Source organism: Flagellimonas eckloniae (assembly GCF_001413955.1).
In the GTDB taxonomy this organism is placed as follows: Bacteria; Bacteroidota; Bacteroidia; order Flavobacteriales; family Flavobacteriaceae; genus Flagellimonas; species Flagellimonas eckloniae.
Genome location: NZ_LCTZ01000002.1, coordinates 1,106,595 through 1,132,960, shown reverse-complemented (window position 1 = coordinate 1,132,960; position 26,366 = coordinate 1,106,595). Strand labels below are relative to the sequence as shown.

At 39.7% G+C, this 26,366-nt stretch carries 20 protein-coding genes and 1 tRNA gene; 7 read left to right on the top strand and 14 right to left on the bottom strand.

Going from position 1 to position 26,366, the window contains the following annotated elements; translation table 11 throughout:
* Positions 1 to 30 precede the first annotated feature (30 nt).
* On the top strand, positions 31 to 7,950 hold the full coding sequence (locus AAY42_RS04985; RefSeq protein ID WP_055392971.1) for a PKD domain-containing protein: 7,920 nt from the start codon (positions 31 to 33) through the stop codon (positions 7,948 to 7,950).
* Positions 7,951 to 8,010: 60 nt separating this feature from the next.
* Here the strand turns inward: AAY42_RS04985 and AAY42_RS04980 are convergent, their stop codons facing one another.
* The 4 genes from AAY42_RS04980 to mnmE all read right to left on the bottom strand — a co-directional run bounded on the left by AAY42_RS04980 (position 8,011) and on the right by mnmE (position 11,898).
* Positions 8,011 to 8,721 (bottom strand): tyrosine-protein phosphatase, encoded by a 711-nt coding sequence (locus AAY42_RS04980; RefSeq protein ID WP_245625592.1) that lies wholly within the window; start codon positions 8,719 to 8,721, stop codon positions 8,011 to 8,013.
* Between the two features lie 164 nt (positions 8,722 to 8,885).
* Positions 8,886 to 9,455 (bottom strand): phosphatase PAP2 family protein, encoded by a 570-nt coding sequence (locus AAY42_RS04975; RefSeq protein ID WP_055392968.1) that lies wholly within the window; start codon positions 9,453 to 9,455, stop codon positions 8,886 to 8,888.
* A 66-nt stretch (positions 9,456 to 9,521) separates the two neighbouring features.
* Positions 9,522 to 10,388 (bottom strand): phosphatase PAP2 family protein, encoded by an 867-nt coding sequence (locus tag AAY42_RS04970; RefSeq protein WP_055392966.1) that lies wholly within the window; start codon positions 10,386 to 10,388, stop codon positions 9,522 to 9,524.
* A gap of 139 nt (positions 10,389 to 10,527) precedes the next feature.
* Positions 10,528 to 11,898 (bottom strand): tRNA uridine-5-carboxymethylaminomethyl(34) synthesis GTPase MnmE, encoded by a 1,371-nt coding sequence (mnmE, locus tag AAY42_RS04965; RefSeq protein ID WP_055392964.1) that lies wholly within the window; start codon positions 11,896 to 11,898, stop codon positions 10,528 to 10,530.
* An 88-nt stretch (positions 11,899 to 11,986) separates the two neighbouring features.
* On the opposite strand from mnmE, the gene AAY42_RS04960 reads away from it, so the two are divergent.
* A complete protein-coding gene (locus tag AAY42_RS04960) occupies positions 11,987 to 12,346 on the top strand; it encodes a DUF4870 domain-containing protein (protein ID WP_055392962.1) in 360 nt (119 codons plus the stop codon).
* A gap of 54 nt (positions 12,347 to 12,400) precedes the next feature.
* Here the strand turns inward: AAY42_RS04960 and dnaN are convergent, their stop codons facing one another.
* From dnaN to AAY42_RS04935, 5 genes are all read right to left on the bottom strand, one after another.
* The gene (gene dnaN, locus AAY42_RS04955; protein ID WP_055397727.1) at positions 12,401 to 13,519 is read right to left on the bottom strand and encodes a DNA polymerase III subunit beta; all 1,119 of its coding nucleotides are present in this window, start codon (positions 13,517 to 13,519) and stop codon (positions 12,401 to 12,403) included.
* 108 nt (positions 13,520 to 13,627) lie between these two features.
* Entirely contained in the window at positions 13,628 to 15,292 is a 1,665-nt protein-coding gene (gldG, locus tag AAY42_RS04950; RefSeq protein WP_055392960.1) for a gliding motility-associated ABC transporter substrate-binding protein GldG, read from the bottom strand.
* Entirely contained in the window at positions 15,292 to 16,020 is a 729-nt protein-coding gene (gldF, locus tag AAY42_RS04945; protein ID WP_055392958.1) for a gliding motility-associated ABC transporter permease subunit GldF, read from the bottom strand. The genes gldG and gldF overlap by 1 nt, the downstream gene beginning before the upstream one ends.
* Positions 16,020 to 16,322, bottom strand: a complete 303-nt coding sequence (locus AAY42_RS04940) for a putative quinol monooxygenase (RefSeq protein ID WP_055392956.1) — start codon at positions 16,320 to 16,322, stop codon at positions 16,020 to 16,022. Before AAY42_RS04940 ends, gldF begins: the two co-directional genes overlap by 1 nt.
* Positions 16,323 to 17,153, bottom strand: a complete 831-nt coding sequence (locus AAY42_RS04935) for an SAM hydrolase/SAM-dependent halogenase family protein (protein WP_055392955.1) — start codon at positions 17,151 to 17,153, stop codon at positions 16,323 to 16,325.
* A gap of 124 nt (positions 17,154 to 17,277) precedes the next feature.
* On the opposite strand from AAY42_RS04935, the gene AAY42_RS04930 reads away from it, so the two are divergent.
* The 3 genes from AAY42_RS04930 to acs all read left to right on the top strand — a co-directional run bounded on the left by AAY42_RS04930 (position 17,278) and on the right by acs (position 21,192).
* Positions 17,278 to 18,231 (top strand): PhoH family protein, encoded by a 954-nt coding sequence (locus AAY42_RS04930; protein WP_055392952.1) that lies wholly within the window; start codon positions 17,278 to 17,280, stop codon positions 18,229 to 18,231.
* Positions 18,232 to 18,237: 6 nt separating this feature from the next.
* Entirely contained in the window at positions 18,238 to 19,191 is a 954-nt protein-coding gene (locus tag AAY42_RS04925; RefSeq protein WP_055392951.1) for a phosphoribosylaminoimidazolesuccinocarboxamide synthase, read from the top strand.
* Positions 19,192 to 19,284: 93 nt separating this feature from the next.
* Positions 19,285 to 21,192 (top strand): acetate--CoA ligase, encoded by a 1,908-nt coding sequence (gene acs, locus AAY42_RS04920; protein WP_055392949.1) that lies wholly within the window; start codon positions 19,285 to 19,287, stop codon positions 21,190 to 21,192.
* A gap of 3 nt (positions 21,193 to 21,195) precedes the next feature.
* Here acs and AAY42_RS04915 read toward each other — a convergent pair whose 3' ends face one another.
* From AAY42_RS04915 to AAY42_RS04905, 3 genes are all read right to left on the bottom strand, one after another.
* A complete protein-coding gene (locus AAY42_RS04915; protein ID WP_055392947.1) occupies positions 21,196 to 21,870 on the bottom strand; it encodes a 3'-5' exonuclease in 675 nt (224 codons plus the stop codon).
* Positions 21,870 to 23,789 carry a DUF294 nucleotidyltransferase-like domain-containing protein gene (locus AAY42_RS04910; protein WP_055392945.1) on the bottom strand — a complete coding sequence of 640 codons (1,920 nt, stop codon included), beginning with the start codon at positions 23,787 to 23,789 and terminating at the stop codon, positions 21,870 to 21,872. The genes AAY42_RS04915 and AAY42_RS04910 overlap by 1 nt, the downstream gene beginning before the upstream one ends.
* A gap of 76 nt (positions 23,790 to 23,865) precedes the next feature.
* Positions 23,866 to 23,939 (bottom strand) — tRNA-Met (locus tag AAY42_RS04905).
* Positions 23,940 to 24,075: 136 nt separating this feature from the next.
* On the opposite strand from AAY42_RS04905, the gene AAY42_RS04900 reads away from it, so the two are divergent.
* Positions 24,076 to 24,459, top strand: a complete 384-nt coding sequence (locus AAY42_RS04900) for an START-like domain-containing protein (RefSeq protein ID WP_055392944.1) — start codon at positions 24,076 to 24,078, stop codon at positions 24,457 to 24,459.
* Positions 24,460 to 24,513: 54 nt separating this feature from the next.
* The gene (locus tag AAY42_RS04895) at positions 24,514 to 25,368 is read left to right on the top strand and encodes an aminotransferase class IV (protein ID WP_055392942.1); all 855 of its coding nucleotides are present in this window, start codon (positions 24,514 to 24,516) and stop codon (positions 25,366 to 25,368) included.
* Here the strand turns inward: AAY42_RS04895 and AAY42_RS04890 are convergent.
* Positions 25,361 to 25,921, bottom strand: a complete 561-nt coding sequence (locus AAY42_RS04890) for a YqgE/AlgH family protein (RefSeq protein WP_055392940.1) — start codon at positions 25,919 to 25,921, stop codon at positions 25,361 to 25,363. The two genes, AAY42_RS04895 and AAY42_RS04890, sit on opposite strands and share 8 nt — an antisense overlap.
* A gap of 124 nt (positions 25,922 to 26,045) precedes the next feature.
* A complete protein-coding gene (locus tag AAY42_RS04885) occupies positions 26,046 to 26,318 on the bottom strand; it encodes an HU family DNA-binding protein (RefSeq protein WP_055392938.1) in 273 nt (90 codons plus the stop codon).
* Between the last annotated feature and the right edge of the window lie 48 nt (positions 26,319 to 26,366).

Sequence of the window (26,366 nt, the reverse complement as noted above, 5' to 3'; positions counted from 1 at the left end):
TCTTAATAATTTTTTAATCCTTTAGATGTGATGTATATAAATTACACTGTACGCTTCGTTTTGCCTTTATTTTTTTTAGTTAGCACACTGAGCTATTCCCAAGTTGATTTTGAGGTAGGCAGCCTTGATTTCACGAACGGGGGTTCGGTAAAATCAGGTACGTCATTGATGTTCGGTCCCGATGGCCGTTTATATGTAGCGGAGTACCGTGGTCTGATCAAGATATTCGATATCCAGCGCAACGGTCCGGGTGACTATGAGGTCATCTCTGAGGAGGTACTGACTGTCCAGGACATCCAGAACCACAATGACGACGGTACGGAGTACAGTGATACCAAGCGTGAGACCACGGGAATCACCGTGGGTGGCACTTCCACGAACCCGGTGATATATGTCTCATCGAGCGACTTCCGTGTTGGTGGGGGAACGGGTGGAGGTGACGGTGACGAGAACGTTGACACGAACTCCGGCACGATTACGCGCTTTACGTGGAACGGGGCTTCGTGGGATGTTGTCGACCTTGTCCGAGGCCTTCCCCGATCAGAGGAGAACCATGCGACCAACGGTTTAGAGCTTGCCACGATAGGAGGGACCAATTATCTTATAGTTGCCTCTGGAGGCCACACGAACTGTGGTTCGCCCGGAGCCAACTTCGCCTACCTTACGGAGTATGCGCTCTCGGCTGCGATACTCTCGGTTGATTTGGATTATATAGATGCCCTTTCGACACAGGTCGACGGCAACGGGCGTTCCTACAAATATGACCTTCCCACCCTTGATGACCCGACCCGTGACAATGTGAACGGTATTACGGATCCCGACGACCTCGACTACGATGGCATCGATATCAACGATCCTTTTGGGGGGAACGACGGCCTTAACCAGGCCAAGATAGTTCCCGATGGCCCCGTACAGATATTTTCCCCTGGCTACCGTAACGCCTATGATTTTGCCATCACTGAATCGGGAGCGGTGTACATTACCGACAATGGTCCCAACGGGGGCTGGGGTGGTGTCCCGAACAATGAGGGCACGGCCCTTGTGGACAACGACTATGTTGTGGGCGAGCCCGGAGGTAGCAGCGGCACTGCTGCCCCCGATGGGGAGTATGCGAGCAACAAGGACCACTTGACCCTGGTGACCACTGACATGCAGAACTACACCTTTGGGGACTTTTACGGAGGCCACCCTGCCCCTATAAGGGCGAACCCCTCTGGGGCGGGTCTATTCACGGCCCCCGAGCCGAGTGGCACGAACAATGCGGTGTTCCGCACCCAGCTTTACGACCCAGACGGTTCGCGAGCTGGTTCCACGACAGATTCCAGTATTGCGCTTCCGGCGGACTGGCCCCCTGTTCCGGTTGGCCAGGCGAACCTTGTGGAGGGCAATTACCGGGATGCGGAACAACCGAACCCCGATGGTATCGATGATATCCATGTGACGATATGGGACAACAACACCAACGGATTGGACGAGTACACTTCCTCAAGCAGTTTTGGTGGGGAGATGCAGGGGGATTTGATAGCAGGGAACAGTGACGGGATACTTTTCCGGGTTGAGCTGAACCCCGATGGTAGCCTTTTGGCCCTTACGGAACTGGCCAGCGGCCTTTCCGGGATAACAAACCTTGGGGTTACCTGCAACAGCGATACGGACCCTTTTCCGGGGACGATATGGATCGCGCCCTATTCGACTGAGATTTTGGTCCTGGAGCCCAAGGAGAGCGTTGTGTGCATCAACCAAGGCGAGGTTGGCTATGATGGCAGTGCGGACTATGACTCTGACGGATATACGAACGATGACGAGATCGCCAATGGTACGGACCATTGCAACGGGGGCTCACGCCCCAATGATTTTGACTCATCAATAGGAGGTACCCTGGTATCTGACCTTAATGACCCGGATGATGATGGCGATGGGATATTGGACGCTGATGACCCTTTCCAGTTGGGCGATCCGGACAGTGTGGGGAGCGACGCCTTTGAGCTTCCCGTGGAGAACGAACTTCTTTCAGGTGACCCTGACCTCAAGGGGTATGACGGTCTTGGGATGACGGGGCTCATGAACAATGGCGCGGCGAATCCCAACTGGTTGGATTGGATCGATAACGGTATAGCGTCCCCGAACCCGAACGACATATTGGGCGGTGCCACGGGTCTTATGACCATGCAGATGACCTCTGGCACGGCCCTTGGAGGGACCAACACGCAGGAGAAGGCCTTCCAGTACGGTGTCCAGGTGGACCAGACCACGGGCATCTTCACGGTATCTGCTGCGATATCCAATCTTACGGACCCGATACAATTATATGGCAATGGCAGTGCTCCCAACGGTGAGCTTGGTATTTACATTGGAGATGGCACACAGAGTGATTATATAAAGTTTGTTGCCACACAGTCCGGCCTGGAAGGGCTACAGGAGATTGGTGATGCGTCACAGGCCCCGGTATCTGTTGCGATCGCAACAGGGAACCGGCCCTCATCGGCGATCACCTTCTATATGGTTGTGGACCCCTCCACTGGGGAGGTACTACTGCAATACGATTTCGATGCCTCGGGAACTAGGACCGACCTGGGGACCATAACGGCCCAAGGGAACGTACTGCAGGCGATACAACAGGCAGGTACGGACCTTGCAGTGGGACTTATAGGGACCTCCAATGCCCCAGGTGTCGAACTCGAGGGAACTTGGGAGTTCTTATACGTCAATTCGGAAACCCCAACCAATACAGAGGGTGTTGTTGGTCTTACTTTAGTTGACGCTGATGAAGATACAACTCTGTTCAACTTAACTGACGGACAACAAATTGATATTTCCGTGATAGATGGTATAGGGGTCAATGTAGTGGCTAACACATTACCAACAACGGTAGGGAGCGTATTTTTTCAGTTAGAAGGTCCGGTGAGCAATACCAGAACGGAGAATGGTGCCCCGTATACACTTTTTGGAGATAGTGGCGGTAACTTCTTTCCAGCAACATTGGTGGAAGGCAATTACATCTTAGAGGCTACAGCATATAATTCTAGAGGTTTGAAAGATGGAAATCTAGGAAGCACTTTTTCAATACAATTTTCAATAGTAAATCCAACAGGAGGTACAAATGAACCTCCCGTAGCTGATATAGATGCATCTCAGTTGACAGGTAATGCTCCTTTAGTGGTTAGTCTTAATGCCGCTGGTTCCACTGATGATGATTCCGTTATAGGATATACGTGGGATTTCAAGGACGGTAACACTTCCAACGAAGTTTCGCCCGAACATACATTTGAAAATTCTGGGGTCTACGAAGTTGAATTGACTGTTGAGGACACAGAAGGTCTTACCGATACGACAACAGTTTCAATAATAGTTGAGGACGGAACAGGGAACAATATCCCAACAGTTTTGTACAGGGTAAATGCTGGTGGTCCTGGTATATCTGCTATAGATGGTGGCCTGGATTGGAGTGCTGATGAGAAGGAAAACAACTCGCCCTATCTTTTGGATGCCGGTAGCAACCAGACAGCTGGAGCAAACATATCGAACCATACCTTTGGTGCTGAAATAGATTTGTCCACCACCCCAACGGATATATTCAGGCGTTCTCGTTTTGATGGTGCTGGCCAGTCCCAGATGGTATATGGTTTTCCAATAGCTGAGAGCGGTGAATATGAGGTACGGTTGTATATGTGCAACAGCCTTTCGAACACCTCTGAGGCCGGGGAGCGGATTTTTAATGTTGAGCTAGAGGGCAACTTGTTTGCGGATTTGACGGCCATTGACCTTTCTGGCACCTATGGACATCAAGTGGCAACGGTAATCACCCATACAGTGAACGTTGTCGATGGTACCCTGAACATTGAGTTCATCAATGGTCCGGTCCAGAACCCTATCATAGACGGTATTGAGATCGTACAAATGTCGGGGTCTGGAGGCGGAACTCCTATTTTGGTTGAGAGTTTGGATAATCAGTTTAATACCGAAGGAGAGGAATTAGATGGAAGCTTGGGAATTATTGCCAGCGGAGGTGATGGAAATTTAAACTTCTCGGCAATGGGTTTACCACCAGGTATATCAATTGAACCAACAAATGGTCAAATAGGTGGATCTGCAAATGCAGGAACATCCGCAAATAGCCCCTATAACGTTACAATTACAATTGATGATAGTGACGGCGAATCTTCCGATGCCAAAACGGTAGAGTTTACTTGGACGATAGTGGAAGAACCAGTGGTCGAAGAATGGACGGATAAAGATGAGGATGAATCATATACCGGACGTCATGAATGTTCCTTTGTACAGGCCGGGAATAGGTTTTATTTGATGGGAGGTAGAGAGAATTCACAAACAATAGATGTATATAATTATACCTCCGATTCATGGGAAAACCTTGAAGATTCAGCACCCCTTAGTTTCAACCACTTTCAAGCGGTTGAGTACGGAGGGTTGATTTGGGTAATTGGTGCTTTTACCTCGAACGGTTTCCCCAACGAACCTCCGGCAGAACACGTTTGGATGTTCGATCCCTCAACAAATGAATGGATAGAGGGCCCCGAAATTCCTGCTTCTAGGAGAAGGGGTTCCGCAGGTTTGGCGATTTACAATGACAAGTTTTACCTTGTTGGCGGAAACACCATAGGCCATAATGGTGGCTATATAAGCTGGTTTGATGAGTATGACCCGGCAACGGGGACTTGGACTACGTTGGACGATGCTCCGCATGCAAGGGACCATTTCCATGCCGTGGTGATAGGAAACAAGCTTTATGCCGCTGGGGGAAGGTTGTCCGGTGGTGATGGAGGTACTTTCGCACCCACGATACCCGAGGTGGATGTCTATGACTTTGTCACTGGTACGTGGAGCACATTGGATAAGGACATGCCCACTCCAAGGGGAGCTCCTTCGGCGGTTAACTTTAACGATAAGTTAGTGGTCATAGGAGGTGAAGTTCAGAACGAAGAGGTTTATGGAGAGCTTGTTACGGATGCACTGAAGATTACCGAGCAATATGACCCGGCCACGGATCAGTGGACCCGATTGGAAGACTTGAACAGCGAGCGCCATGGTACCCAGGCAATTGTATCGGGAGAAGGCATATTTATAACGGCAGGTTCTCCAAAGATTGGCGGGGGAGAAAACGGGAACCAAAAGAACATGGAATTTTATGGAGAGGATGCACCAGTTGGTAGTGCAAGTTTGGCGAGCTCAATTTCAGCACCAACTTCGGTGTTTGTTGAGAATGATTCCAGTTCAGACTTAAATTTAGAAGTTACAGGAGGATCTGCGGGTATTTTTATTAAGTCCATGCAATTGAGTGGCGTTGATTCCAACGACTTTTCTATTGATTCTGGAAACTTGAACAATGTATTTCTTACACCAAACACAATTCAACCCATAACGATTTCATCAACGGGCACAGGACCCAAAACAGCTACACTTTCTATTGATTACGGATTGTCATCCACAACAGATGTGGCATTGTCCTCCGATGTAGGACCGAACAATATCCCAACAGTTTTGTACAGGGTAAATGCTGGTGGTCCTGGTATATCTGCTATAGATGGTGGCCTGGATTGGAGTGCTGATGAGAAGGAAAACAACTCGCCCTATCTTTTGGATGCCGGTAGCAACCAGACAGCTGGAGCAAACATATCGAACCATACCTTTGGTGCTGAAATAGATTTGTCCACCACCCCAACGGATATATTCAGGCGTTCTCGTTTTGATGGTGCTGGCCAGTCCCAGATGGTATATGGTTTTCCAATAGCTGAGAGCGGTGAATATGAGGTACGGTTGTATATGTGCAACAGCCTTTCGAACACCTCTGAGGCCGGGGAGCGGATTTTTAATGTTGAGCTAGAGGGCAACTTGTTTGCGGATTTGACGGCCATTGACCTTTCTGGCACCTATGGACATCAAGTGGCAACGGTAATCACCCATACAGTGAACGTTGTCGATGGTACCCTGAACATTGAGTTCATCAATGGTCCGGTCCAAAACCCTATCATAGACGGTATTGAGATCGTACAAATGTCGGGGTCTGGGAGTGGAAATCAACCACCGGTTTCCATTGCAACTGCTTTGCCTTTGACAGGAGATGCACCTCTGGTTGTCAATTTCGATGGTAGTCAGTCAACAGATGATTCTTTGATTACTGAATACAATTGGGACTTTAAGGACGGGACAACTTCCAATGAAGTTTCTCCTGAAAACACATTTAATAACCCTGGAATCTATGAGGTTGAATTGACTGTAAGAGATGCCCAAGGTCTAACGGACTCATCCATTGTTACAATAAACGTCGGTGACTCTGGAAATGAAGCTCCATTTGTTCAAAATCCTGGAAATCAAAACAGTATTGATGGAGAAACAATTACTTTACCCATAATTGCCACTGATAATGGTGAATTAACTTATGAAGCTATGGGCTTACCGCCTGGGTTAGCTTTTAATGAAGATACAGGGTTGATTTCAGGCACAATATTGGATTCCCAACAAGGCGATGGAGCTTTTCTAGAATCTAATGGCCTGGTTATTATTGAAACAGAGTCTGTTGATATCATAGCGGACTGGCAACAAACCAATATTGGTGGTACCCAAGGGATAATTGCACAGGGGAAGAATTATTTCAATTCCCAGAATGGAGGTACAATGAGTTACGACATTACAATCACCAATGCTGGAGTATATAGGATAAACTGGAAAAGTTTGTTCACCGGGGATAAAAATTCTGAATCAAATGATAGTTGGTTACGATTCCCGAATGATACGGATGTATGGTTTTTTGGCCAGCAATTTGCAGGCAACGAAAATAGCATGATAACCAACCTACAAGGCAATCAGGATAATGTTGTTTTCCCAAAGGGAAGCTCTAGAATAACAGTAGAGACCACACCAAATGGATCCGGTGGAAATGGTTTTTTCAAGGTGTTCAGGTCAGGTGGAACCTCTGAAGCATACAAGTGGCAAGCCGTAACCAGTGATAGCAATGGACACAAATTATATGTATGGTTTTCATCCCCGGGAACGTATACTATGGAAATTTCTGAAAGATCCATTGGACATGCCATAGATCGGGTGGCATTGTACAAGGTAGATGGACCTAACTATTCGGATACTCAGCTTGACCAGGCACAGGAATCCAATCGTTCTGGTACCACTGGAGGCCCAGGAGCATCTGCAAATAGTCCATACAATGTAGAAGTAACTGTTTCTGATGATGCGGAACCACCATTGTCCACAACAATTCAGTTTGATTGGATCGTTGATTCAGAAGGTCAGCCAACGGGTCAGGTTCCGTGGATGGAAGATTTTCAAGGTCTTTTGAATGGCACAACTTCGGATGATGGTATTACGGCATGGAGCTCTACCAGGGATTCTGGGGTATTTTCTGTGGATAACAATACATTCATTGTCAATAGTGGGAGTACCAATGCGGGCATATGGACTTCAGAGATTATTGCATTAAACGGAACAGTAGATATATCTGTTGATGTTGATGATTTGGATGACAATAAAGAAAATGCGGATTTTATAAGGGTTTCCTATATTCTGGACGGAGGTGTGACCACCCTAATTGATGAATTAAGGGGTAACATTGATGCCCAAACTGTACAGGCGACTGGAATTTCTGGAAGTACTCTGCAGATACTAATTGAATCCAAAGTTAGCTTTAACAACGAAACTTATGTAATTGATAATGTTTTTGTTGATAATATTGGTGCGGCCGCTTTGAAAATAAATGTAACCAACTTTGAGGAGGTTCAGTACATGGTATTGCCCAATCCTGGAAGTGAATTCATAAGAGTTGAAGGTTCTACCAATGAAATGTTATTGCAGATATGGACGATGGATGGAAGAAGAATAAGAACAGTTAATGGCGGAACTCCTTTTTATATAGGAGACCTTAATGCTGGAACCTATGTTGTAAAAACCAATGATAAAAAGACCTTGTGGTTTATTAAAAAGTAGCTTTATGCCTAAATAGTTCGATGTAATATGGTTTTTTGGCTACCTAAAAGAATAAGAATATCAGTAGAATGTATCTATTGTTCTTTCAACAATGGGCATGAGATAATCCAAATTCTTTCTTGAAACCTTAAACTCCTTTAATGATACCAGTTGTTTAGAGTTATGGATATCGGAAGCAATGTAGTCTATGGTCCCTTTCCTTAAGAGTTTAAAAGAGACATCAGCTATTTTGCTTCCATAGAATTCGCATAATGACATGAGGTTCATTTGAAGCTTGGTATTTTGGTTTTTGTAGTGGAAGTACTTTTCTAATTTATTATGCAAAAAGAGATATCGTTCTGGATGGGCAAGAATTGGGAAAAAACCTTTTGATTTAACTTTTTCCAAACATCTTTCCAAATTTAGAGGTGGAGCTAAAAAGGGTGTTTCCACCAACACATACTTCCCTTTTATTGGCATTATATTATTGGTCTCCAAAATTTCCTCAAAATTATCGTCTATCATATGCTCGGCAGCCGCCCTGATGGAAACATTATCAATGCCCTGCTGTTGAAGCTCTTTTTCTAGGAGATTAAATGAATTTTGAATTGTTTCCGGGGTATTTGGGTAGTAATTGTGCATAATATGTGGTGTACACACAAAATTGGTCACTCCAAATTCTGAAAACCCTTTTATAAGATTGATAGAATCTTCAACAGTTTTTGCCCCATCATCGATACCTGGTAGAATATGGTTATGCATATCAACCAATCCATAAAGATGATCAATCAAGAAGATTTTTTTTTGAAAAAAACTGAACATACTTCTTATTTGATAGAGACAAAGATATGCTATAAGAATTTTTATAAGCATTATTTTTCTTACACTAAATTTTAAATACTTCAAACTAAATGATGATGTATTCAGAGAGTAATCTATATAACACTAAAAAACAGTCATATGCGAATCTTGAGTGCAAAAAACATAGCTGCAAAAAACCATCCAAAAAAAACACCAAAAACGATTCCTGTTAATACATCTAGTGGAAAATGAACGCCAATATAGATACGGCTGTAGCTTACCAGCAATACCCATGCCACTAACAAAAAAAACAAAAGTCTATTCCTTTTTATAAAAAGAATACCAAAGAAAATAGCAAATGCCGATGAGTTTGCCGCATGAGCAGAAAAATAGCAGAACTTACCTCCACAATATTCCTTTACCAGTCTTATTGTATTTTTAATTTCATCATCATAGCAAGGTCGTAATCTGGCAATTTCATGTTTAAAAAGAGTAGAAAGCTGTTCAGTACAGGTAATCAAAAGAGATATCAGCAGCAGCACAAGCAAAGTCTTTTTTAGACCAAAAATTCGATAGGTGTAAAAAAGTACACCAAGATAGATAGGGATAGTAATGAAACTTAGTGTACGCGATAGATACATCCAAAAGCCATCCCATAAAGGTGTTCCCAGCCCATTTAAGTAGAGAAAGAGTTCTTTATCGATTTTTATCAGTTCTTCTAGCATCTTTTATAAGTACTTGTGACCTTGGCAATGGCCAAATACTATGTAAACTTTTGAAAATGAATATAATTAAAAGCGAGCAGAAAAGCCTACTTGGCCTGGTCCAAAGTGTATATTCCAACTTACCCTTTTATCTTGACTATTATATTTTTGGTCATATTTTCTATCAAGGTACTTATCTATGGATTCTACAATGAAAATACTTATTGCTACGCCAAGGGCAACATCGGTAAACCAGTGCTGTCCTTCCCACAATCTGGATATTCCGGGAACAAGCCCCACAATATAAATCCCTGTTTTTACCCAAGGATTCTTAAATTGCTTTCCTATAGCATAGGCATTGGTAAATGCAAGAATGGCGTGTCCAGAAGGGAAAGAATGAAAATTCCTATCTGAGTTGAATGGGTCGAAGGTATCTTTGCCTTTATCACTAACTGGACGTGCCCGTCCAATTAAAGACTTTGTAACTTGCTGCAAAAATCCTGCTGAGGAAGCCGAAGCCAATAATAAGACACCGGTACGTCTCAATTTTTCATTTTTTACTAATAAACCAGATAAATATACGCCGCCGGTAAGCATATAATTATACTGAGGTTTTCCAATCCTTGTACCGTAATTACGGATAAAAGGGGGAACTCCTTGTTTTTGGTTTATTGAAAACTCAGATATCTGCTCGTCAAAAAGGTAGAGCAAACCAGTACCAGCGGTAACAGCTCCAAATGTTCCCCATTGTTTGCCTTTCCAATGGAAAGGTCTGGTGTAGGAATGTCCAATACTTCCAAAGACATTCCCTATATCATATTTAAACAGCTGCCACGTTGTTTGTGAGGAATCAATATTTCTATCATATTGACCAAAGGATTCAATAACACAAAAAAAGATAAAGAAAATTAAGGGCACTACTTTTTTTGAAAAACGAACTTTGTATGAGGTCATCAACTACTTTTGACCTGTAAAGATAGTTTTCCAAGCGTTTTATTTGACAAGATTAATAGCACTTTAACTACCTTTATTTGTAAATAAGACATCGAAAATCTCTTTCAAAAGTTTTAATTAGATGAGGTCAATGAAAAAGCTATTTCCCGATACAGAAATTTGAAAAAATATTGCCCAACAGATCATCCGTAGATACACTTCCAGTAATTTCCCCTAAATGATGCAAGGCTTGTCTAATATCTATGGCCATGAGGTCGCCGGATAATTCCATTTGCATACCTTCTTTTACTTTTTGTATTTCTTCCAATGCTTTGCGCAAGGCATCATAATGTCGACTATTTGTAATTATGGTTTCATCACCGCTCAAAGCTCCAGAATCTACCAATGAAAGTAGTTTTCTCTCCAAATCTGGGATGCCAGTTTTGTGTTTTGCAGAGAGAAAAATAGTTTCTGGAATTTCATTTTTGATTTGGGCTATTTCAGAGTCGTTCAACATATCCATTTTGTTGCAGATGGGCAACAATTCTTTGTTAGGATAACGCTGTTTAATTTTGACTAGCTCCGCTTTATCAAAATCCAAGGCATCAAAAAGAAAAACAACTAATCGTGCTTTTTCAATTTTGTCAAAGGTTCGCTCAATGCCAATTTTTTCGACAACATCTTTTGTTTCCCGAATCCCGGCTGTATCAATAAACCTGAAATTAATTCCGTTTATGCTTATTTGATCTTCAACTGTATCGCGAGTTGTTCCTGCAATATCACTTACAATAGCCCTTTCTTCGTTTAACAAGGCATTTAAAAGTGTTGATTTCCCAACATTGGGTTCTCCAACAATGGCCACTGGAATACCATTTTTTATCACATTGCCCAAGGCAAAGGAATCTATGAGCTTTTTAAGGACTTCACTGATGCGGTTCAATAATTCGTTGAATTGGGTTCTATCTGCAAACTCAACATCTTCTTGGGAGAAATCGAGCTCTAATTCTATGAGCGATGCAAAATTCAATAATTCCTCTCGTAATTTCTGGATTTGATCACTAAAACCACCTCTCATTTGTTGTATCGCAATTTCATGTGCAGCTTCACTATCACTTGAAATTAAATCGGCAACGGCTTCAGCTTGGCTTAGATCCATTTTTCCGTTCAAGAATGCCCGTAAGGTAAATTCACCTGCTGATGCCATTCGACAACCATTCCGTAAAAAAAGTTGAATAATCTGTTGTTGAATGTATGTGGAGCCATGACACGAGACTTCGACAATATCCTCCCCGGTATATGAATTTGGTCCTTTAAAGATTGAAACCAAGGCTTTGTCCATTACCTTTTTGCTTTCAACTATATGCCCTAGATGAATAGTATGACTCTTTTGATTCTTTAATTTTTTTCCTCTAATGGATTCAAATAAGGTGTCTGAAATGTCTATTGCTTTAGGACCGGAAACTCGAATCACAGCTATTGCTCCTGTGCCTGAAGGTGTTGCCAATGCTACTATTGTATCTGTGTGCGACATGGGGGCAAAAGTACAAATTCCGCTGATGTTGTAACATTACTTCTAAAATGTATACAGATATAGTATAATATCTTTAATCAATCAAAAAATGGAAATCATAAATCAAAAAGTAATCAGAAAGGATAATACACTTTTATCCGTTACACATTTATCACAATTATTACATTATGTAACCGGTTTTGGCGGTTTTATTGTGCCTCTTATCATCTGGCTGACATCCAGAAGAACGGTAGAAGGCATGGACGAACACGGAAAAGCGATAATAAACTTACAGCTAAGTTTATTGTTGTACATACTAATAAGTATTCCCACAATTTTACTGTTGGGGCTAGGGATATTGGGTTTAATTGGAGTTGCCATTTTAGGTTTTGTCCTTCCTATTGTAAATGCAGTGAAGGCTGCAAATGGGGAATCCCCATCTAATTTTTTGACCATACCCTTTGTTTAAAAAGCAAAAGGCCGAGACAATTATCTCGGCCTTTCAAGTATTTAGGTTGGGAAGTTAGTTGTTCAGCATAACGGGCATTACAAGCATGGTAACATGCTCGCCCTCGTCCAGTCCATCAACAGGAGTTAATATTCCTGCTCTATTTGGTAAGCTCATCTCAAGCGAAACTTCATCTGCAGTTAAATTATTGAGCATTTCTACCAAAAACCTAGAGTTAAAGCCTATCTGCATATCATCACCTTGGTAAGAACATGAAAGTCTTTCTTCGGCTTTATTGCTATAGTCTACATCTTCTGCAGAGATATTCAATTCGGCACCAGCAATCTTCAATCTAATTTGATGGGTTGTCTTGTTTGAAAAAATGGAAACCCTACGAACAGAGCTTAAAAATTGGTTTCTAGGAATGGACAATCTATTTGGATTCTCTTTTGGAATAACAGCTTCGTAATTGGGATATTTTCCGTCAATCAACCTACAAATCAATTCTGACTGGTCAAAAATAAATTTTGCATTACTGTCATTATATTCAATGGTCACTTCTGATTCAGAACCAGATAGAATGCCTTTCAACAATGTCAAAGGTTTTTTTGGCATAATGAATTCTGCCACTTCTGAAGCGGTAACATCATTTCGTTGGTACTTAACCAGTTTATGGGCATCAGTTGCAACAAAAGTCAAGCTTTCGGTTGAAAACTGAAAGAAAACACCGCTCATCACCGGGCGTAAATCGTCATTTCCAGCAGCAAAAATAGTTTTGTTGATTGCGGTAGCCAAAATATCACCAAGTAGGGTAGTGGAGCTTGGATTTGATACTTCCACTGCCTTTGGAAATTCTGCACCATCAGCATAGGCCAAGGCATATTTACCATGGTTGGAACTGATTTCCACAGTATTATTGTCCTCAACAACAAATGTCAAAGGTTGCTCGGGAAAAGTCTTTAAAGTTTCCAATAATAACCTAGCTGGCACTGCAATTGTACCTTCAGCATCTGAATCAACCTCTAAAACGGAACTCATGGTTGTTTCCAAGTCAGAAGCAGAGACCGTTAGTTTATTTTGTTTAAGATCAAATAGAAAATTATCCAGAATTGGTAGCGTGTTGCTATTGTTTATAACACCTCCCAAGACTTGTAATTGTTTTAATAAATATGTACTGGATACAATAAACTTCATCAAAGAAATTCTTTTAGAATTGTTGCCCATTCAAAGAATGGGTTAATAAAATCGATAAAAACAAATATATCTTAAAACCCGCTAGTAATGAAACAAATTTATCAACACTTATGCTCCAAACTTTCGCTTTCTGTAGAAGCTAAAGAAAACACCTAGTGCCAGAGTTAAAAGTACAGGGAGTCCTATGTTTATAAGTTGCCATTTTGTTTTTTCCGCTGCAATTTTCTCTACATCCAATACAAGAATGGATACTTTTTTATTTCTGATGTTTATAAGTCCCGTATCATCCAAAAGGTAATTCATACAATTTACCAAAAATTCCTTGTTACCGTAGGAACTATTGGTCCATTTGTCATAGCCCAATTCCAAAGGTTTACCATTGCTCAACTGATTTTTTATTACATCGCCATCTGAAATTAGTATCATTTTATTTTCACCCCCATCTTCAATTATATTGTTCAGTTTTATGGGTTTCACCCGATTTTTGAACATAGAACTGAACTTTCCTTCGACCAATACCGCTAGTGGTTGATTTCCATTCGTGTATAATGTCTTGTCTGGAGGAGAATCCAAAATATTTAACCCTATTTGTCTAGGGACCCCATCAGTTTTTGATAATGGGGAACTTTGCAACAGCACTGTTTTTTTATACTCATTTTCTAAAATATCCAAGGTACTTGTAAATTGATAGCGGACTGCTTCAATATTGGTGTTAATGGGGTGGTTGTTTTTGGAAAATACCATTGGATTATAGTACCATGGAACAGGATTGTACTGTGAATCATTCCCTTCGCCAGATGCCAATACTATTTGTGTAAAGTACAGATCATTGACCAGATCAGAATTAATCCTGACTCCATACGAAAAGAAAAAATCCTTTAGGTTTAAATCCCTGGGAAGGGCCAAGGAAGTTCCACCACCTTTAAAAATACTGTCAACTTCCATGGCTACCTGATCTATTAACCAAATAGATTTTCCGCCCTGCACTGTAAATTGATCTAACACATATTTTTCTTCATCGGAAAAGGCTTCGGTTGGTTTGGCAATTAGGGCCATGTCAAAACCTTTTAATTGATCCAGTACTGCTTGCGCATTAGTCTCAACTGAATCTAGGGTAATTGCCCCGATATTATAGTAATCCCGAATCGTTGTCAAATAATCTGCAAGAAAAATATCATCCAATTCTCCGTTACCCTTTATAACCGCAACCCTTTTCTTTTCTGTAATGTTCAGCTTTGTGAAGGCATCCGCAAAGACATATTCCAATTGTTGAACAGAATTGTTGATTCGATCTTCTGCGGAAGACCCCAGTTTGTTTTTAAGCAATGAGACTTTGACAGTCTGATTTTTGTAATTGACCATGGCCCATGGAAAAACCAGTTCTTGTGAAACTTTTCCATTTTCTTCAACGGTTACATTTGCTGGAGTAAGACCAATTCCTTGCAAGTCTGCTATGGTTTGTTGTGTTTGATTTTCATCTTCCAACGGATTCACCAAATTGTATTTGATATTCTTGTTCTCTGATGAAAACTCTTCCAACAACTGAACAGTTTCAATTTTGAGTTTTGAAAACTCCGAGGGAAGGTTTCCTTCCAAAAGAACATCTATGATAACAGGAGAGTCAAATTTTTTGGCCGCATCTATTGCAGGTTGGGATAAGGTAAAACGCTTATCTTCAGTAAGATCAAATCGTGCGTATAAAAGATTACCAATTATATTTAGAATTATTACAGCTGCTAATGCTTTGGCAATTGATATTAAAAACTTTCCCATTATTGTGGTAGTTGTTTTAATCTTAAAAATGTCAGGTATAGGAAGAATATTGTCAAGGAAATAAAATAAACCAAATCCCTTGTATCTACTATTCCCCTTGCGATGCTTTCAAAATGTGATTTTGCTCCGAGGCTTTGGATAATCTGTTGTGATTCTCCGGAAAATAAGGAAGAGACAGCTTCAAAGCCGTTAAATATTAAAAAACAAATCAATATTCCAATGATGAATGATACAATTTGATTATCAGAGATTGTTGAGGAAAACAAACCTATCGATGTATACAGAGCAATTAAAAACAATAAACCAAAATAAGACCCCAAAACAACCCCCAAGTCATAATTCCCTGGTATAATCCCCAAATCGGAAATTGCAAACACATAAATTATAGTTGGCAAAACAGCAATTACACATAATAAGGTTGCGCCCCAAAATTTCCCCAAGACCAGTTTCCAAACAGATATTGGTTTTATGAGCAATAATTCCAAAGTCCCCACTTTTCTTTCCTCAGAGAAGCTTTTCATGGTAATAGCCGGAATTAAAAAAATAAAAATCCATGGGGCCAATAAAAACAGATTTCCAAGATCAGCAAAACCATAATCAAAAATATTGAAATCACCTTTGAAAACCCATAAAAATAGGCCGTTGAGCAATAAAAATAACCCAACAATGAGATATCCGATCGGTGATGTAAAAAAGGATTGAACTTCCCGTTTAAAAATAGCGAACATTAAATATTGTTTGATGATTCTATTTTAGAAACACTCCAAGCTTCCGGTTTTTCTGAAAACAGTTTTTTTGTATTGCTCCAAACACCCTTGAAAAAATCTGAGGCCCTGTAGTTTTCCAAATCTGATTCGCTATCCCAAAAGCTATACGTAAAAAACACACATGGATTTTTAAGGTCTTGATACCCCTCTACAAGATTGCAACCTTCAAAATCCAATATGCTCGATTTTGATGCTTCAAAAATATGTTTAAAACTAGGAATATTTTCGGGTTTAAAAGTGAGTTTCACAATTCTAATAAGCATTTATAGGAAATTTATGGTAACTGTATCTCGATAGTTTAGCCCCAATAGCGTGGAAGCGCCCCCTACGGTGTTTAAATCACTTTTATATATGGCCAGTTCAACATAACCTGCGGAATTGAAAAGTGCCAATGCATCTCCAGGACCTTTACGCTGTGATCTATCAAAATTATAATTGATGATTCCATTGTAACTATCATGAATGGTCTTCATCGTATTTGTCCTAGCGGATATTTCAAAATCTCGTCCACTACGATAGGCTTCAAAAAGGCTCTTTTGAATGTTGGTAATTACATTTCCGTAATTATCAATATAAATTACATTGCCAACTATGCTTTTACCATTGTTGGTAATTCTGGGTTCAAATTCCCGCAATTCCTTTAAGTCGTTAAAAGGTTTTCCAATGACCTCTAGTTTTCCACCACGGGAAATATGACAAGCTGCCTGCACAAAGACGTCCAATACAGGAAAAGAACTTGTATTTAGATTTGGAATATTGATTTCCATTACTTTTTCTGGGGCTATTTCTGAAGTTATCAAGGAGATAACTCCATTGTTTGCACCTACAAAATAGTGCCCATCAACTTGTGCTGCAATGTGTTGGTTTTCAGCTGATAGCTCAGAATCTACACCTATAATATGAACCGTTCCGGTCGGAAAAGTACGGTACGCGTTCTTTAAAATATAGGCACACTCTTGGATATTGAATGGACTAACGGCATGCGAAATATCAACAACATGGACCTCAGGAAGATCACTTAAAATAGTTCCTTTTATGGCACCTACAAAGTGGTCTTTGTATCCAAAATCAGTAGTTAAAGTTATGATTGCCATGCAATACTGTTGATATGTTTTTTCTTGCTCAAATTGATTTTTGGTTAAGTTTGTGGGGTAAAATTAAATAAAAAAGAAAGAATAAAACTTCTTCAAAAATAACCACAAAAACACCCTACATTTTTTGAACGAATTAATCATAGAACTTACGGAGATTAGCCCCCAAGATTTTTTTGGGCAGCAGAATGAAAATATAGAACTTCTTAAAAAGTATTTCCCCAAACTTAAGATTGTTGCCCGTGGTAGCAAGATAAAGGCTTATGGAGACCAGGAGTTATTGGAAGAGTTTGATAAACGCTTTGATATGCTCACGACCCATTTTGCCAAATACAATAAGTTGGATGAGAATATGATTGAGCGGGTACTTACCAGCAACGGCAAAGAAGACTATGCTTCATCTAAGAGTAGTGGAGATGTTTTGGTACACGGTGTTAGCGGTAAATTGATAAAGGCCCAAACTGCAAACCAAAGACGACTTGTTGATGCCTGCAAAAAAAATGATATGGTTTTCGCCATAGGACCAGCGGGTACGGGAAAGACCTATACCGGTGTTGCCTTGGCAGTAAAAGCTTTGAAAGAAAAACAAGTTAGGCGAATTATTTTAACCCGGCCTGCGGTGGAAGCAGGAGAGAACCTTGGTTTTCTTCCGGGAGATTTAAAGGAAAAACTAGATCCTTATATGCAACCACTTTATGATGCACTTCGTGATATGATTGCACCAGAACGTTTGGATAAATATATTGAGGATGGAACCATTCAAATTGCACCCATGGCATTTATGCGCGGTAGAACTTTGGACAATGCCTTTGTTATTTTGGATGAAGCACAAAATACTACACACGCCCAGATGAAAATGTTTTTGACTAGGATGGGCAAGAACGCAAAGTTTTTATTAACGGGAGATCCGGGGCAAATTGATCTTCCCCGCCGAGTAACCTCTGGTTTAAAAGAAGCGCTTCTAATTTTAAAGGATGTAGAAGGAATCAGTATGATTTATTTGGATGATAAAGATGTTATTCGTCATAAATTGGTCAAAAAAGTTATTGACGCCTATAAAAATATTGAGCACCATAATTAGCAGCGCATGTCAAATACTTTAATGGATACTAATTTCCATTTTTCAGGTCAAAAATCCATTTACAAAGGAAAAGTTAGGGAAGTTTATACCTTGGAGAACGATGTTTTGGTAATGATAGCCACAGACCGTCTTTCTGCTTTTGATGTGGTAATGCCCAAAGGAATACCCTTTAAAGGCCAAATCCTGAATCAGATAGCGACTAAAATGATGGAATCTACCAAAGATATTGTTCCCAACTGGTTACTATCTACTCCAGACCCAAATGTTGCGGTAGGCGAGGCCTGTGAACCCTTTAAGGTTGAAATGGTAATTCGAGGCTATCTATCCGGTCATGCTGCTCGTGAGTACAAAGTCGGGAATCGAATTTTGTGCGGGGAACCCATGCCAGAGGGTATGAAAGAAAACGATAAGTTTCCAACACCTATTATAACTCCTGCCACCAAAGCTGAAAAAGGAGAGCACGATGAAGATATTTCAAAAGAGGAAATCTTAAGTAGAGGAATTGTAACCAAGACTGATTATGAAGTTTTGGAAAAGTATACCAAGGCTTTATTTCAAAGAGGCACTGAAATTGCTGCCCAACGGGGATTGATTTTAGTGGATACCAAATACGAGTTTGGTAAAACCAAGAATGGCGAAATCGTTTTGATTGATGAAATACACACTCCAGATTCATCAAGGTATTTTTATGCTGATGGATATGAAGAGCGCCAGAGTAATGGCGAAGCCCAGAAGCAACTCTCCAAAGAATTTGTTCGACAATGGTTAATCTCCAATGGATTTCAGGGTTTGGAAGGGCAAACTGTTCCTGAAATGAGTGATGCATATGTTGAATCTGTATCAGAAAGGTATATTGAATTGTATGAAAGTATTATGGGAGAGAAGTTCGAGAAAGCAGATATCTCCAATATTCATGAGCGGATTGGGTCCAATGTTGCCAACTATCTCAACTCATTATAACATTTCACCCTTTCCTTTTGATATATCCTGTAAAAGAGAATAAACACTTCCTTTTTTGCTATTTTTAAGCTCTAAACCTTATCGCATACATTCATGAGTAATTACCATATCAAACATTTAGAAGAGTACTTTCAAGTATATCGAAAATCTGTTCGGAATCCAGAGGATTTTTGGGAAGAAGTAGCCGAGGAGCACTTTGTCTGGAGAAAAAAATGGGACTCTGTGTTGGATTGGGATTTCTCAAAACCTGAGATTAAATGGTTTGATGGAGCACAGTTGAATATTACTGAAAATTGTATCGATAGACATTTGCACATTCGTGGAGATAAAACGGCCATTCTTTTTGAACCCAATGACCCAAATGAAGAGGCAGAACATATTACATACAGACAACTGCATGAACGTGTGTGCAAGTTTGCCAATGTTTTAAAAGATAATGGTATCCAAAAAGGCGACAGAGTTGTCATTTATTTGCCAATGATTCCAGAGTTGGCAATTTCGGTTTTGGCGTGCGCACGAATTGGGGCTGTCCATTCCGTGGTATTTGCAGGGTTTTCTTCTACTGCTTTGGCAACTCGAATCAATGATTGTGAAGCAAAAATGGTATTGACTTCGGATGGGTCATATCGAGGTAAGAAAGTAATCGATTTAAAAGGGATAGTTGATGAAGCTTTGGAACAATGCCCTGTTGTAGAATCGGTTTTGGTCGCAAAGCGAACCAATACCGAAATCGAAATGAAAGAAGGTCGGGATAAATGGTTGCAACCTCTCTTGGAAAGTGCCTATGCCGATTATACTCCCGAGGTGATGGAAGCAGAAGACCCGTTATTTATTTTGTATACATCTGGATCGACGGGACGTCCAAAAGGAATGCTTCATACCACTGCAGGTTATATGGTCTATACAGCCTATACGTTTAAAAATGTATTCCAATATCGTGAGGATGATGTGTATTGGTGTACCGCAGATATTGGTTGGATTACGGGGCATTCGTATATTGTGTATGGGCCACTTGCGAATGGGGCAACCACCGTTATGTTTGAAGGAGTACCTTCCTATCCCGATTTTGGACGTTTTTGGGAAATTGTTCAAAAACATAAAATAACACAATTTTATACGGCACCAACAGCGATTAGGGCTTTGGCAAAAGAGAATTTGGATTTTGTCACCAAATATGACTTATCCAGCCTAAAAGTACTAGGCACTGTTGGGGAACCTATAAATGAGGAAGCGTGGCATTGGTACAATGATCATGTGGGTGAGAAGAAATGCCCCATTGTGGATACATGGTGGCAAACGGAAACAGGAGGAATTTTAATTTCTCCAATTCCTTTTTCCACACCAACAAAACCTACCTACGCAACATTGCCAATGCCAGGGATTCAACCCGCATTGATGGATGAAAATGGTAAAGAAATTTTAGGTAATCAAGTTGATGGAAGACTGTGTGTTAAATTTCCATGGCCATCAATTGCCAGAAGTATCTGGGGTGACCACCAACGCTATAAAGACACCTATTTCTCCGCTTTCGAGGGGAAATATTTCACGGGTGATGGCGCCCTACGTGATGAAGTGGGTTATTACAGAATCACGGGTAGGGTAGACGATGTTATCATTGTATCGGGACATAATTTGGGTACCGCACCTATTGAGGACGCTATCAATGAACATCCTGCCGTTGCAGAATCTGCTATTGTTGGTTTTCCGCATGACATTAAAGGAAATGCTTTATATGGTTATGTGATTTTAAAAGAAACAGGTGAGTCACGAGATCGTGATAATCTTAAGAAAGAAATCAACCAAATGATTACCGAGCATATTGGCCCAATTGCCAAATTGGACAAAATTCAGTTTGTTCCCGGACTTCCTAAGACAAGAAGTGGAAAAATCATGCGCCGTATTTTACGAAAAATAGCATCCAAGGAAACAAGTAATTTAGGAGATACTTCAACCTTGTTGAATCCGGAAGTGGTAGAGGAAATTATTAAAGAGAGCCTATAATTCTCAAAGTCCAAATTTTAGTGGCTTTTGTTTGTTGATGAGGTCACCAAGGTTTTTTGGTTTAAGTTTATTCAAAATGGCAAGGAAAGCTATTACGGTAATGTAGGTATCTCCTAAGGCTGTATGCCTATCTTTTCTAGAAATACTGAATTTTTCTGCTAAATCATCTAATGAGTACTGCTCCTTTTTTTGTAATACGGAAGTAGTAAGTAATGTTCTTTTGTAAAGTAATCCGGTATCAAGTGTTTGATTCTTCAGTTTGGGCAGACCATTTCTTTTTAGAGCTTGGTTAATCATAGCAACATCAAACATGACATGATGCCCAACTAAAACATGATTTTTAATGTATAATAAGAATCGTTTCAAGGCTTCAACTTCAGTAATGCATTCTTTCTTTCCTTTTTTAAGAATACCATGAATCTCAGCACTATCAGCATTATAATGAGTTTGAGAAATGTAGACTTCAAAACTTTCTTTAACCAGAATATTTTTGTTGATGAGTTTCAAAGCCCCAATGCTGAGGATTCTATCTTTATCAAAACTAAAACCTGTGGTTTCTGTATCGAAAACCACAAACTCATTTTCATTGATATTGACAGGAAGTTTACTGTTAAATTGATTCTTATAGTCAATCCAGAAAGCTGGCAAATCCTTTTTTTTCTTTTGGAAAAGTCTCATTACCCTAAAATATTCTTGATTTGGAACCGTACCTGCAATAATTCTTGAATTTCCTTAATAGTCTTAAAGGTTCTCTTGAGCTTTATTTTCTCTTCTTTGTTCAGTTTGTCCAAAGCAATATACCTACCTGAGTCATTGTGTAGCAAACCTTGAATGGTTCTAAACTTTAACAACGCCTTACTGGCATAGGAACACGCCAAATAAAATTCTTTGTTTTGAGGCTCCAGCTCTGCCAGTTTCTCAAAACGCTCTGCAGTATTGTTAATGGACTTTACAGAATGGGAAAGAATCAATACTCTTGCTGCATCTATCAGAGGCATTAATGCGCGTAGTTTGAGATCAAAAAAATCTTTGTGCGCCCCATCTTGTTCTACCAAAAAATCTCTAAAGAACCCCGTAGGTGAGGGATTCTGCAAAGCTCCACCAGCTAAATGTGTTAAGAACAACGGATGCTTTTCTACGCTGGCAAAAATGTGTTTAGAAAGCTCGTCTGTAAGCTTTTTATCTCCATAAGTAACATTGTAATCAAAAAAGATAGAGGATAGAAGCACTTCATCTGGCCCAGGATTAGTGATCCAATGGGTGGTCACCTCTTTCCATTCGCTAAGACTATGGCACCATAATGGATTGGAAGCCATCATTTCGGCAGGGCAATACTCATAACCTATAGTATTTAATTCCTTGGTTATCATTGATCCAAGTTTCAAAAAGTAATCAGTGGTCTCTTTTTGCTTGTTTTTAGGGACATCTTCAAAAATAATGGCGTTGTCCTGATCGGTATTCAACAATTGCTCACCCCTTCCTTGACTCCCCATGGTCAACCAAGCGAATCTAATAGGAGATTCTGTATCCATATTTTTGATGACAATTTTGATAACTTGCTTGATTGCTGCATCATTCAGTTCAGATATAATTTTTGAAACTAACCTGATAGGAATATTTTCATCTAAATAACCCCTGAGTAAATTCATTACCCCATATCTTATGGAACGTAACCTTTTGGTGCTTCTACACCTTTTAATGGCCCTCATCAGTACTGCAGGATTATTACCAATAGCGACCATTACATCATGCTTTGACAGTATCCCCACTGCAGGTGTTTCAGGAGTTCCATCCTCAGTTAAGCATAAATGGCTTATGTTGCTTTTCATCATGGCCATTTGGGCTTGTGTAATGGTAAGCTCCCTCGGATATGTTATGACTGGGGAGGTCATAACTTCTTTTGCGGTCCCACTAATAGGAACAAGACCAGTGAAAATTTTGTTTCTGATATCTTTATCAGTTATAATACCAACGGGAAGTTCATCTTTTACAACCAGAATACACCCAACATTATTGATGGTCATGGTGTTGGCAACCATCTTTATTTTAGTACTCTCCGTACAGGTGACCAAATTTGTGGAATAACGGACTGGTTGAAGATCTAGAAGTTTATTTTCAGGATTAGTTTCAGTATGATTAGAAATACCGTACAGCTTTCCACTATGCTTTATAGAATATGGATTACGGGTGTTAGATGCAAAGCTTTCTATCAAAAAATCTCCAACCCTTTTATTTTCAAGGGCAATAGGCTTAAATTCCTTGATGGGGATAGCATATAATATGGTTTCCTCATGTGCTTTCGCTTCCAATTTGTAATTCTCCTTTGCCATTAGGGGTCGCAAACCAAAAATATCTCCCTCGTCACATATATCCAGAACACTGGTTGTGTCTTTTTTTGCAAGGGCTATGGCTCCTTTATGGACAACATAAAAGTATTCATGAGGTTCCTCATTTTCTGTGAAAATTATACTGTTGTTTTCTTTGTAGATAATAGATACTTCGTAGGAAAGCTTTTGTAACTGATTTTCCTCCAAGATATTAAAAGGAGGGAAGTTTTTTAGAAAATCTGCAACCCGTTCAGAAATGGTATTTTTCATACCACAAATTTAGACTTAAAACCAATTCTTAAAGTGTTTAAAAGGAAAAAGACCATCAATTGATGGTCTTTTTTTGTAGCGAGAGGGGGACTTGAACCCCCGACCTCAGGGTTATGAATCCTGCGCTCTAACCACCTGAGCTACCTCGCCGTGGTTGCGTTAAGCGGGTGCAAATATAAAGTTTAATTTTTGCTCAATCAAAATTCAAATTAATTTATTATTTGATATTTATTTTTATATCTTCCCAATCTATATTAAATATTGAAAGGCAAAATTAAGTGTAAGAATGAGTGATAAAACTAAATTTGAAATAGAGTTTGTAATACAGGCCTCGCCGCAGCTGCTCTATCAATATATATCCACTCCCTCTGGTTTATCAGAATGGTACGCAGACAATGTAAATTCCCGTAGTGAATTGTTCACCTTTATATGGGATGGATCTGAAGAAAATGCCAAGTTGTTAAAAAAGAAAAGTGATGAGTTTGTTAAGTTTTCTTGGGAAGAAAATGATGATGACAGTTTTTTTGAAATGCGTATAATTGTTGATGAGATAACCAAAGATGTATCGCTGTTCATAACAGATTTTGCGGATGATGATGAGGTGGATGAGGCAAAAATGCTTTGGGAAAACCAAGTGTCGGATTTAAAACAAGTATTAGGGTCAAAATAGAAGGATTCTTAACTAAAACGTATATTTGGCCTTGATTTTTTCAAGGCTTTTTTTATGGTCAATTTTAATGGCGATTTTTTTTCGGAAGACACTTCTATTTTAAAGCATGATAACCGGGCATTAAAGTATGGGGATGCTCTTTTTGAGACACTTAGAGTTGTAAATGGCACCGTTTTTTTCTTGGAAGACCATTATTTTAGACTAATGGCTTCAATGCGGATCCTTAGGATGGAAATCCCCATGAACTTTACATTGGAATTTCTTGAAGATGAAATTTCCAAAACAGTAAAGGAAAACGGTTTGGAAAATGGCTCCTCCAGAGTACGGTTGAGTGTTTTTAGAAATGAAGGAGGTCTTTATACTCCGGTAACTAATGAAATATCATATCTTATTGAAAGTAATCCACTTGAATCACCATTTTATATCATAAAGGACGAAAACTACGAGGTGGAGCTATTCAAAGATTATTATCTAAACAAGGATATGTTATCCAATTTAAAAACCACAAATAAGATTCTCAATGTGGTTGCTGGTGTTTATGCAAAAGAAAATGGATACAACAACTGCTTTCTTATCAATACAGACAAACAAGTGGCAGAAATGATTAATGGAAACCTTTTTTTGGTAAAGGGAACGTCCATTAAGACACCTCCTTTGAGTGATGGATGTTTAAATGGCATCATCAGAAAAAAACTTATTGAAATTATTGACTCCATAGACGATTTACAACTTTTGGAAGAATCTATTTCTCCTTTTGAGCTACAAAAAGCAGATGAGCTCTTCTTTACAAATAGCATTGCCGGGATTGTTCCAATCAGCAAGTATCGAAAAAAGAAATATGTAAATACTGTTGCCAAAAGCCTTTTGGGAAAACTGAACGCTAAGGCAAGAATGGATTCCCTTAATTAAGGGAAGGATTTTCAGGAGAATTGGACCACAAAAGATAATCACCACCCAATTCAACCATTTTTTCCTTCCAAAATGCATTGGAAGACTTTGTGAGAATATTGCTTTCGTATTCGTTTTTTACTACCACCCACGATTTTGAAGAAAGTTCTTGGTCTAATTGGCTGGAATCCCAACCGGAATATCCAAGAAAGAAACGGATATCCTGGTCCGTAATGGTTTTATTATTTATGAGCGCTACGGTTTTTTCAAAATTACCTCCCCAAAAAATACCATCCGAAATTTCAATACTATCATCAATTAGGTGTGGAACTTTATGAATGAAATATAGATTGTCCTGCTCAACAGGTCCACCATTAAAAACTTTAAAAGGAATTGTAATTTCAGAAATTAGATCACAAATATTGTAATCAAGAGGTTTGTTCAATATAAAACCTACAGATCCTTCCTGATTGTGTTCTGCCAAGAGCACTACAGATCTGTTGAAAGAAACATCGCCTGTCAATGTAGGCTCTGCAACCAATAATTTCCCTTTTTTTGGCTTAAGGCCAATCATAATATTAAATTCTTGATTTTAAATTTAATATAATATACGACAAATTCAAAAAAGCACTTATACAATAATAAAAAGGCACTTCTTGGAAAAGAAGTGCCTTTATATATTTTAAATACGTAATTGATTAGTTTACTGAACCGCTCAATTCTGCTCCTGCCTTGAACTTTACAACGTTCTTAGCTGCAATCTTGATAGTTTGTCCAGTTTGTGGGTTTCTACCATCTCTTGCATTTCTCCTGGATACTGACCAAGAACCAAAACCTACTAAAGAAACTCTGTTTCCTTTTTTAAGTGATCCTTCTACATTTCCTAAGAAAGATTCCAATGCCTTTTTAGCTGCTGCTTTAGTGATGCCTGCATCAGCTGCCATAGCATCGATTAATTCTGTTTTGTTCATAATTGAATCAAATTAATTGTTGTTAAAATAATTTTAATGCTAAACAAA

Coding starts and splice junctions, on each gene's coding strand:
- mnmE (WP_055392964.1), bottom strand. CDS start 11,898: ATGTCGCACACAGATACAATAGTAGCATTGGCAACACCTTCAGGCACA.
- AAY42_RS04940 (WP_055392956.1), bottom strand. CDS start 16,322: ATGCTTATTAGAATTGTGAAACTCACTTTTAAACCCGAAAATATTCCT.
- AAY42_RS04895 (WP_055392942.1), top strand. CDS start 24,514: ATGGTCAATTTTAATGGCGATTTTTTTTCGGAAGACACTTCTATTTTA.
- dnaN (WP_055397727.1), bottom strand. CDS start 13,519: ATGAAGTTTATTGTATCCAGTACATATTTATTAAAACAATTACAAGTC.
- AAY42_RS04885 (WP_055392938.1), bottom strand. CDS start 26,318: ATGAACAAAACAGAATTAATCGATGCTATGGCAGCTGATGCAGGCATC.
- AAY42_RS04890 (WP_055392940.1), bottom strand. CDS start 25,921: ATGATTGGCCTTAAGCCAAAAAAAGGGAAATTATTGGTTGCAGAGCCT.
- AAY42_RS04975 (WP_055392968.1), bottom strand. CDS start 9,455: ATGCTAGAAGAACTGATAAAAATCGATAAAGAACTCTTTCTCTACTTA.
- AAY42_RS04960 (WP_055392962.1), top strand. CDS start 11,987: ATGGAAATCATAAATCAAAAAGTAATCAGAAAGGATAATACACTTTTA.
- AAY42_RS04900 (WP_055392944.1), top strand. CDS start 24,076: ATGAGTGATAAAACTAAATTTGAAATAGAGTTTGTAATACAGGCCTCG.
- AAY42_RS04915 (WP_055392947.1), bottom strand. CDS start 21,870: ATGAGACTTTTCCAAAAGAAAAAAAAGGATTTGCCAGCTTTCTGGATT.
- AAY42_RS04985 (WP_055392971.1), top strand. CDS start 31: ATGTATATAAATTACACTGTACGCTTCGTTTTGCCTTTATTTTTTTTA.
- AAY42_RS04925 (WP_055392951.1), top strand. CDS start 18,238: ATGTCAAATACTTTAATGGATACTAATTTCCATTTTTCAGGTCAAAAA.
- AAY42_RS04935 (WP_055392955.1), bottom strand. CDS start 17,153: ATGGCAATCATAACTTTAACTACTGATTTTGGATACAAAGACCACTTT.
- AAY42_RS04970 (WP_055392966.1), bottom strand. CDS start 10,388: ATGACCTCATACAAAGTTCGTTTTTCAAAAAAAGTAGTGCCCTTAATT.
- acs (WP_055392949.1), top strand. CDS start 19,285: ATGAGTAATTACCATATCAAACATTTAGAAGAGTACTTTCAAGTATAT.
- gldF (WP_055392958.1), bottom strand. CDS start 16,020: ATGTTCGCTATTTTTAAACGGGAAGTTCAATCCTTTTTTACATCACCG.
- gldG (WP_055392960.1), bottom strand. CDS start 15,292: ATGGGAAAGTTTTTAATATCAATTGCCAAAGCATTAGCAGCTGTAATA.
- AAY42_RS04910 (WP_055392945.1), bottom strand. CDS start 23,789: ATGAAAAATACCATTTCTGAACGGGTTGCAGATTTTCTAAAAAACTTC.